General features: G+C 37.8%; 5 protein-coding genes. 3 read left to right on the top strand and 2 right to left on the bottom strand.

Features of this window, described 5'->3' with window-relative positions:
* Positions 1-12: 12 nt before the first annotated feature.
* A complete protein-coding gene (locus tag BABA_RS15685; protein WP_007086190.1) occupies positions 13-1,506 on the bottom strand; it encodes an ATP-binding protein in 1,494 nt (497 codons plus the stop codon).
* 203 nt (positions 1,507-1,709) lie between these two features.
* Between BABA_RS15685 and BABA_RS15690 the strand changes: the two genes are divergently transcribed.
* On the top strand, positions 1,710-2,150 hold the full coding sequence (locus BABA_RS15690) for a MarR family winged helix-turn-helix transcriptional regulator (RefSeq protein ID WP_007086191.1): 441 nt from the start codon (positions 1,710-1,712) through the stop codon (positions 2,148-2,150).
* A gap of 97 nt (positions 2,151-2,247) precedes the next feature.
* Positions 2,248-3,942 (top strand): M3 family oligoendopeptidase, encoded by a 1,695-nt coding sequence (locus BABA_RS15695; RefSeq protein WP_007086192.1) that lies wholly within the window; start codon positions 2,248-2,250, stop codon positions 3,940-3,942.
* A gap of 49 nt (positions 3,943-3,991) precedes the next feature.
* Here the strand turns inward: BABA_RS15695 and BABA_RS15700 are convergent, their stop codons facing one another.
* Positions 3,992-6,145: an ATP-dependent Clp protease ATP-binding subunit gene (locus BABA_RS15700; RefSeq protein WP_007086193.1), complete on the bottom strand. Its 2,154-nt coding sequence runs from the start codon at positions 6,143-6,145 to the stop codon at positions 3,992-3,994.
* Positions 6,146-6,335: 190 nt separating this feature from the next.
* On the opposite strand from BABA_RS15700, the gene BABA_RS15705 reads away from it, so the two are divergent.
* On the top strand, positions 6,336-7,382 hold the full coding sequence (locus BABA_RS15705) for a YkvI family membrane protein (protein WP_007086194.1): 1,047 nt from the start codon (positions 6,336-6,338) through the stop codon (positions 7,380-7,382).
* Positions 7,383-7,452: the final 70 nt, after the last annotated feature.

The raw sequence follows: 7,452 nt of genomic DNA on the forward strand, positions 1-7,452 counted from the left end.
CCTCGTTTTATTTTAAATAGGTAAAATAATTCTAACAGTGGTTCCGATCTTTTCTTTGCTCTCAATTTGGATACTGCCGCCAAATGAGTTTATGATCCGTTTACAAATAACCAGTCCAAGACCAGTTCCTGTTTCTTTTGAGGTATAAAAAGGAAGAAATATTTTATTCAACTCAACTTTCGGTATTCCTTTACCATTGTCACTAATTTCAAGTGTACAGAAATCGTTTCCATGTTTTTGCAGCCTAATTACTAGAATTCCAGGTTTTTCGAATGATTCAAACGCATTTTTTGTTAGGTTTAAGATGACTTGTTTCATTTCGTCTTTAACACACTTAACGATGATTGGTTCACTAGGAAATTGCCAGTTACATTCTACATTGTGTGAATTTCCCTCAGATATGATAAGTGGCTTCAATTCTTCAAGTGTTTCGACTAAATTAATATTATTTGTCAATTGTGCAGTCGGTTTACCAAGGATTAAAAACTCACTAACGATTTCATTAATCCGTTTTAGCTCAGAGTTAATGACATCGAAATAATAGCGATCCTCAGGGGCGGTATATTTTTCACTAAGGAGCTGGATTAATCCTTTTACTCCTGTCAAAGGATTTCGAATTTCATGCGCCGTGCTTGCAGCTAAAGTGCCAACTAATTCGAGCTTCTGCAGTTCATTTTGCTTTCTTTCTTTACGTGCAAATCTTCTTAATAGAAGATATTCAATTAGTAAATAAAGGATATGTGTAATTACAAGGATGATAAATAAAACCTTACTTAATGTTTTCCCAATTTCTTTATAATTTCGTTCTGCAATTTTCACTTTTATACTCCATGGTATTCGATCCATTGGTGATGTAACCCAAGTGTTATCATCTCTGATTTCCTCATTGGTTACATTCATTTCAAGGATTGCAGTTTTCCCGCCATTCACAACATATAGCTTGGTTTCGGGTGTAAGAACCTTTATCAGGTTCCTCATATAATCAATCCGCAAATCCGCAATGAGAATGGCTTTTAATTCGCCATTTTCATCGAGAACGGGTTTAGCTAATCCAATAATTCTTTGGTTGTTTTTAAGAATTTCTTCATGTTTAGAAATGATTGTATCTTTTGTGCTGATAACCTCTTGTATAAATGGTAGTTTGGGAAAATCAGCTTCATCTCGCAATGGAACAGAGCCCGATAATAAATATCCTTTTTCATTTAGCAGGTACAGTCCTCCATACCGGGGGTCGTTTTGGTTTACCTTTATAAGTAATGGTTCCATTTTCTTAGGAGAATCTAGGTTTTCCTTGGCGGATAGGGAGAGTATATCTAGGCTTGTTTTCGTTTCGCTAATGAATTGATCCCAGTTTTTTTGATAAATAGAGGCGACCCATAAGGCGTCTTTTTTTCTTTCCAAGTCATTTTCTTTTAAAATATCATAAAAATAGTATAAGCCTAGAATGAAAACAGGCATGATCACCACGATAAAATAGATTAAAAAATTGCCTTTACGATTTTTCATGTAAGTACCTCAATTTGATCTTTAAATAATAGCGTTTTTATTATATCAGAAGTTTCACCTTATTACCGAAATATTCCTGTTGGATTAAATGAAATTGACAGAAATTAAAAAGTTTTTTATAATAGCTTTGAAATCGAGATAATTTTAAACGATGGTTCTATAACCAGAACTATTATATTAAAAACTTAAAAGGATGCGTTATTATGGAAAATGATTCGGTTGCAAAATCATTAAAGCTATTTATTGTCCTTTCCCGAGCATATAAAGCGATTAATGAACATGTAAATAAAGTCATCCAGGCGAATGGTTTAAATCCAACAGAATTTGCTGTATTAGAACTTCTCTATCACAAAGGTGATCAGCCGATGCAGCAAATCGGTGGAAAAATTTTGCTCGCTAGTGGCAGTATTACTTATGTGGTTGATAAGCTTGAACAAAAAGGATTTTTAAGAAGAATTGCCTGTCCGAAAGACCGGAGGGTAACATATGCACAAATAACAGATGCGGGGGAAAGTTTTATTCAAGAAATATTTCCTGAACATGCAAAACAAATCGATACGCTCATGTCGAGCCTTACTGATTCAGAAAAAACGGAAGCGATTGAGCTGTTGAAAAAGTTAGGATTGCCAGCGGGTAAATTTTAATACGGCCATTTGGTCGTATTTTTTTTGATTGAAGGAATAGTAATAAATAGTGTCGAAATAATTTAGTTGGAAAATTTAGAAATAGGGGGATTATAAAATGAGCTTTGAAACCTATACATACGTACGACCAAAGTTAGAAGAGGTAACGGCAAAATTTATAGCTGAGATTGAACGCTTTAAAAATTCAGCATCTATTGAGGAACAAAGCCAGGTCATGAATGAGATTAATAAGCTTAGAAATGATCTTGGTACAATGTTCAATCTTTGTTATATTCGTCATTCGATTGATACGAACGATGAATTTTATAAGCTGGAACAGGATTATATGGATGAAGTCCAGCCTGAAATTGAAGGGTTAGTGACTAAGTATTATCATGCACTTATTGACTCAAAATTCCGTAAGCAGCTTGAAGAAAAGTGGGGGAGGCAGCTATTCGCACTTGCTGAAGGGCAGCTTAAGACCTTTAAGCCGGAAATTGTCCCTTTATTACAGAAGGAAAACCGCTTGTCAACGGAATATACGAAGCTGTTAGCTTCTGCGAAAATAGATTTTGAGGGCGAAGAAAGAACGCTTGCCCAATTGGAACCATTCACGGAGTCGACTGACAGAGAAATGAGAAAACGCGCAACCGAGGCAAAATTTGCCTTCCTTGCAAAGCATGAGGCGGATCTTGACCGTATTTATGATGATCTGGTTAATGTGAGAACGGAAATTGCCCAAGCGCTTGGTTATAAAAACTTTGTTGAACTTGGCTATTATCGAATGATGCGAACAGATTACAACGCCGAAATGGTAGCAAATTTCCGAGCTCAGGTGAAGGACTTTATTGTTCCGATTGCAACTAAATTAAAGATGAGGCAACAGGAAAGGATCGGGCTCGACAAATTAAAGTTTTATGATGAAGGATTTAATTTTCAGACGGGAAATGCTGTACCAAAAGGCAGTCCGGAATGGATTATTGAAAACGGCCAAAAAATGTATGAGGATCTATCAGAAGAAACGGGTACATTTTTCCGCTTTATGCAGGATAATAAACTAATGGATCTTGTTGCGAAAAAAGGTAAAGCAGGTGGGGGTTATTGTACGTTTATTGAAAATTATAAAGCACCATTTATTTTTTCCAATTTCAATGGTACATCAGGTGATATTGATGTATTGACACATGAGGCTGGCCATGCCTTCCAGGTTTATTCTAGCCGCCACTTTGAGATTCCAGAATATAATTGGCCAACCTATGAGGCCTGTGAAATTCACTCAATGAGTATGGAATTCTTTACATGGCCGTGGATGGAATTGTTCTTTAAAGAGGATACGGACAAATATAAATTTTCACACCTAAGCGATGCCTTATTATTCTTACCATATGGAGTTTCCGTTGATGAATTCCAGCACTGGGTATATGAAAATCCTGAGGCTTCGCCAAAAGAGCGTAAGCTCAAATGGCGTAAGATAGAGAAAAAATATTTGCCGCATAAAGATTATGATGGCAATGAGTATTTAGAAAACGGCGGTTTCTGGCAGCGTCAGGGTCATATTTTTAATTCACCGTTTTATTATATTGATTATACGCTTGCGCAGATATGTGCCTTTCAATTCTGGAAGCGTTCAAGAGAGAATCAGGAAGCGGCTTGGGCGGATTATGTAAAGCTATGTAAGCTGGGCGGCAGCATGTCATTTACCAAATTAGTTGAGGCAGCCAATTTAATTTCCCCATTTGAGGATGGCTGTGTTGAATCAGTAGTTGGTGTCATTGAGAACTGGTTAAATTCAGTCGAAGATCAGAAACTTTAACAGCAAAAAAGCGAAGCCGCATAATGATTTGCGGCTTCGCTTTTTAATCTTATACTGCTACAACTTCAGGAACAACTTTCAACTCTCCATTTTCAACAACAGCTGCTAATTTTTTAACATCATGCTCTTCTAAAATAAAATCAGCAATCTTGTCTTCCAGCTGTTCTTGGATGACCCTTCGAAGCGGACGTGCCCCAAAAGCAGGGTGGTAGCCAAGTTCAGCTAATTTTTCTTTTGTTTCCATGGTGACTGTTATTTCAATGTTTTGTTCACGTAATCTTTCTTGTAATTCACACAGCATTAAATCGACAATGGTCAATATATGTTCTTGATTGAGTGTGTTAAATTCAATAATACTATCAAAACGATTTAAGAATTCCGGTTTAAAAAAACTACCAAGGGAGTCAAGAATACTTGCCTCTTCGATGATTTCATTTGTGCCAAATCCAACATGAACCGTTTTATGGCTGACACCTGCATTACTTGTCATAATAATAACCGTATCCTTAAAGCTGACAATTCTTCCCTGACTGTCAGTAAGCCGTCCATCTTCAAGGATTTGCAGAAACATATGCTGAACGTCAGGATGTGCTTTTTCAATTTCGTCCAATAAAATGATGCTATATGGGTTTCTGCGCACTTTTTCTGTAAGCTGACCGGCCTCATCATGACCAATATAGCCAGGTGGTGAACCAATCAGTTTTGATACACTGTGTTTCTCCATATATTCGCTCATATCTAGACGAACCATGGAATCCTTGGTGCCAAATAATTCTTCGGCAAGAGTCTTGGATAACTCTGTCTTACCAACCCCAGTCGGGCCGACAAAGAGGAAGGAGCCAATTGGACGATGTTTAGATTTTAAACCGGCACGGCTGCGTCTAATCGCCTTTGCTATCTTTTTTACAGCCTTTTCCTGACCGATAACCTTAGATTTTAGGTTTTCTTCTAATGCTTTCATTTTAAGCTGTTCATCCTGCTGCAGTTTTCCGACTGGAATTCCTGTTTTTTGTTCGATTATTTCTTGAATATGGGAGACAGTAACAATTGGTCTTTCTGAACTAAAATCATTATTTAGTTCCTTTTCTAGTTTAGCCTCCTCATCTCTCAGGATTGCAGCCTTTTCATATTGTTCACTTTTAAGAGCATCTTCTTTTTCAACTGAAATTTCATTGAGACGTGACTCAATCTGCTCATTGTTTTTATAATCGGAAGTTAGATTTAGTTTCGATCCTGCCTCATCAAGCAAATCGATTGCCTTGTCGGGTAAGAAGCGGTCTTGAATATAGCGCTGTGACAATTGAACACAGGCCTTAACTGCTTCCTCAGAATAGGTGACTTCATGGTAATCTTCATATTTCTTTTGAATTCCTTTTAAGATTTCAATTGCCGCCTCTGAGGCTGGTTCAAGGACATGCACAGGTTGGAAGCGGCGTTCTAATGCGGAATCCTTTTCAATTTGACGGTATTCCTTTAATGTTGTCGCGCCGATTACCTGTAGTTCGCCTCGTGCAAGCGCAGGTTTTAATAGGTTCCCCGCATCCATGGAGCCTTCAGCAGAACCTGCACCAACAAGTAAATGAATTTCATCGATAAACAGAATGATATTTTTTTGCTCCTGTAATTCAGAAATTAATTGCTTCATTCTTTCCTCAAATTGTCCGCGAATGCCAGTGTTGGCAACAAGGGAGGCAACATCTAGCAAGTAGACTTCTTTATTACGTAATTTGCCTGGAACATCGCCGTTTGCAATTTTCATAGCAAGCCCCTCAGCAATAGCGGTTTTTCCGACACCAGGTTCACCAATTAAAACCGGATTGTTTTTGTTTCTTCTGTTCAGAATTTCGACTACTCGTTTTATTTCTTCATCACGACCAATGACAGGGTCAATTAGACCTGCCTTTGCCATCGTGCTTAAATTCCGGCCGAATTGATCGATAAAGCCGCCATGTGCTGTTTTTCGCTCACCTTGTGGTGGTTGTTGTCCTGTCATATCCTGACCGTATGGCATGCCATTTGACATAAATAGGTTTTCAAAAGGAAAGTTTGGGAATGAATTCATATTGTGACCAAAACCAGCCCCTAAAGCTTGTTTTTCTCTTTTGTAACATTCATGACAAAGTTTTATTTCTTTCCGTTGACCGTTAAGATTCATCGTTAATTGTATATTTGCATGATTTTGATTACATTGTTGACAAAGCATTGAACATAACCTCCTTGGTTTTGTGCTTTTAATAATTTGACTTTGACTATCTTTGACCTTATGACCATAGTATACTCTGACCTTTTTTGACTTTCAAGTAATTTGTTTATAGCAATCGTTGCCAATAAAGGAAAAAAGCTCGTCTTTGTTTGTCCCTATAATCATATATTGATGATAAGGGGGAGATGGTGTGAAGAGGAATTGGACTCAAGCTTTTCAAATTGCGGCAGTTTATGTAGGTACAGTAGTTGGAGCTGGATTCGCCACTGGGAAGGAAATCGTGGAATTTTTTTCACGGTTTGGTTTCTTTGGCTTTATTAGTATATTAATGAGCGGCTATCTTTTTGTCAGTATTGGTTCGAAGATGATGCGAATGGCGGCACAAATCGAGGCAAAATCCTATCAAGAATTTAACGAGCATCTATTTGGAAAATGGGCGGGCAGTATCATCAATTTCTTTATGCTCTTTATGCTGCTTGGAGTAAGTGCTGTCATGCTGGCCGGGGCTGGAGCCGTCTTTGAAGAACAGCTTGGCTTGCCAAAAAATCTTGGTGTGTTTCTAACCATTTTTCTTTCTTATCTGGTCATGCTTGTTGGGACAAAGGGGCTTTTTGCGGTAAATACCTTCGTTGTTCCATTAATGATTACCTTTAGTTTAATCCTGATGTTTTTATCACTAAGAATGCCGAACTTTTTAGATCGCTTTTTGTTTATTCCACATGCAACAGACGGATGGAAGAGTGTGATTGCTCCATTTTCATATGCTGCCTTAAATTTGGGTTTGGCACAGGCAGTTCTGGTCCCCGTTGCCACAGAGGTTAAGGATGATTGGACGATTAAATGGGGAGGAATTCTAGGAGGTCTTGCGTTGACACTCATATTAATTGGCAGCCATTTTACGTTGGTTATGCTACCTAACCTTGAGTTGTATGACATCCCAATGGCGATTATTATGAAAAACGTTGCTCCGTTTTTATATTGGATATTTGTTCTTGTCATTTTTGGAGAAATCTTCACGTCTGTGATTGGAAATGTATTTGGACTTGACAGACAGCTGCAGCAATATATCCGTATTCCAACGCTTGTATCGGTTACAATCATTTTTGCTGTTTCCTATCTCATTAGTTTAGTGAATTACAGTACGCTGCTATCCTATTTGTATCCATTATTTGGCTATATTTGTATGACCTTTTTTATTTTATTATGGATGAAACCATTTACACCAACTAAGCAATAGGAAAAGCGTAAGCGCCCTGTTCAGCGGCGTATGGCCTGGAGCGCTCCAACTGAGATAAAGGAAACACGAA

Source organism: Neobacillus bataviensis LMG 21833, from assembly GCF_000307875.1.
Lineage (GTDB): Bacteria > Bacillota > Bacilli > Bacillales > Cytobacillaceae > Neobacillus > Neobacillus bataviensis.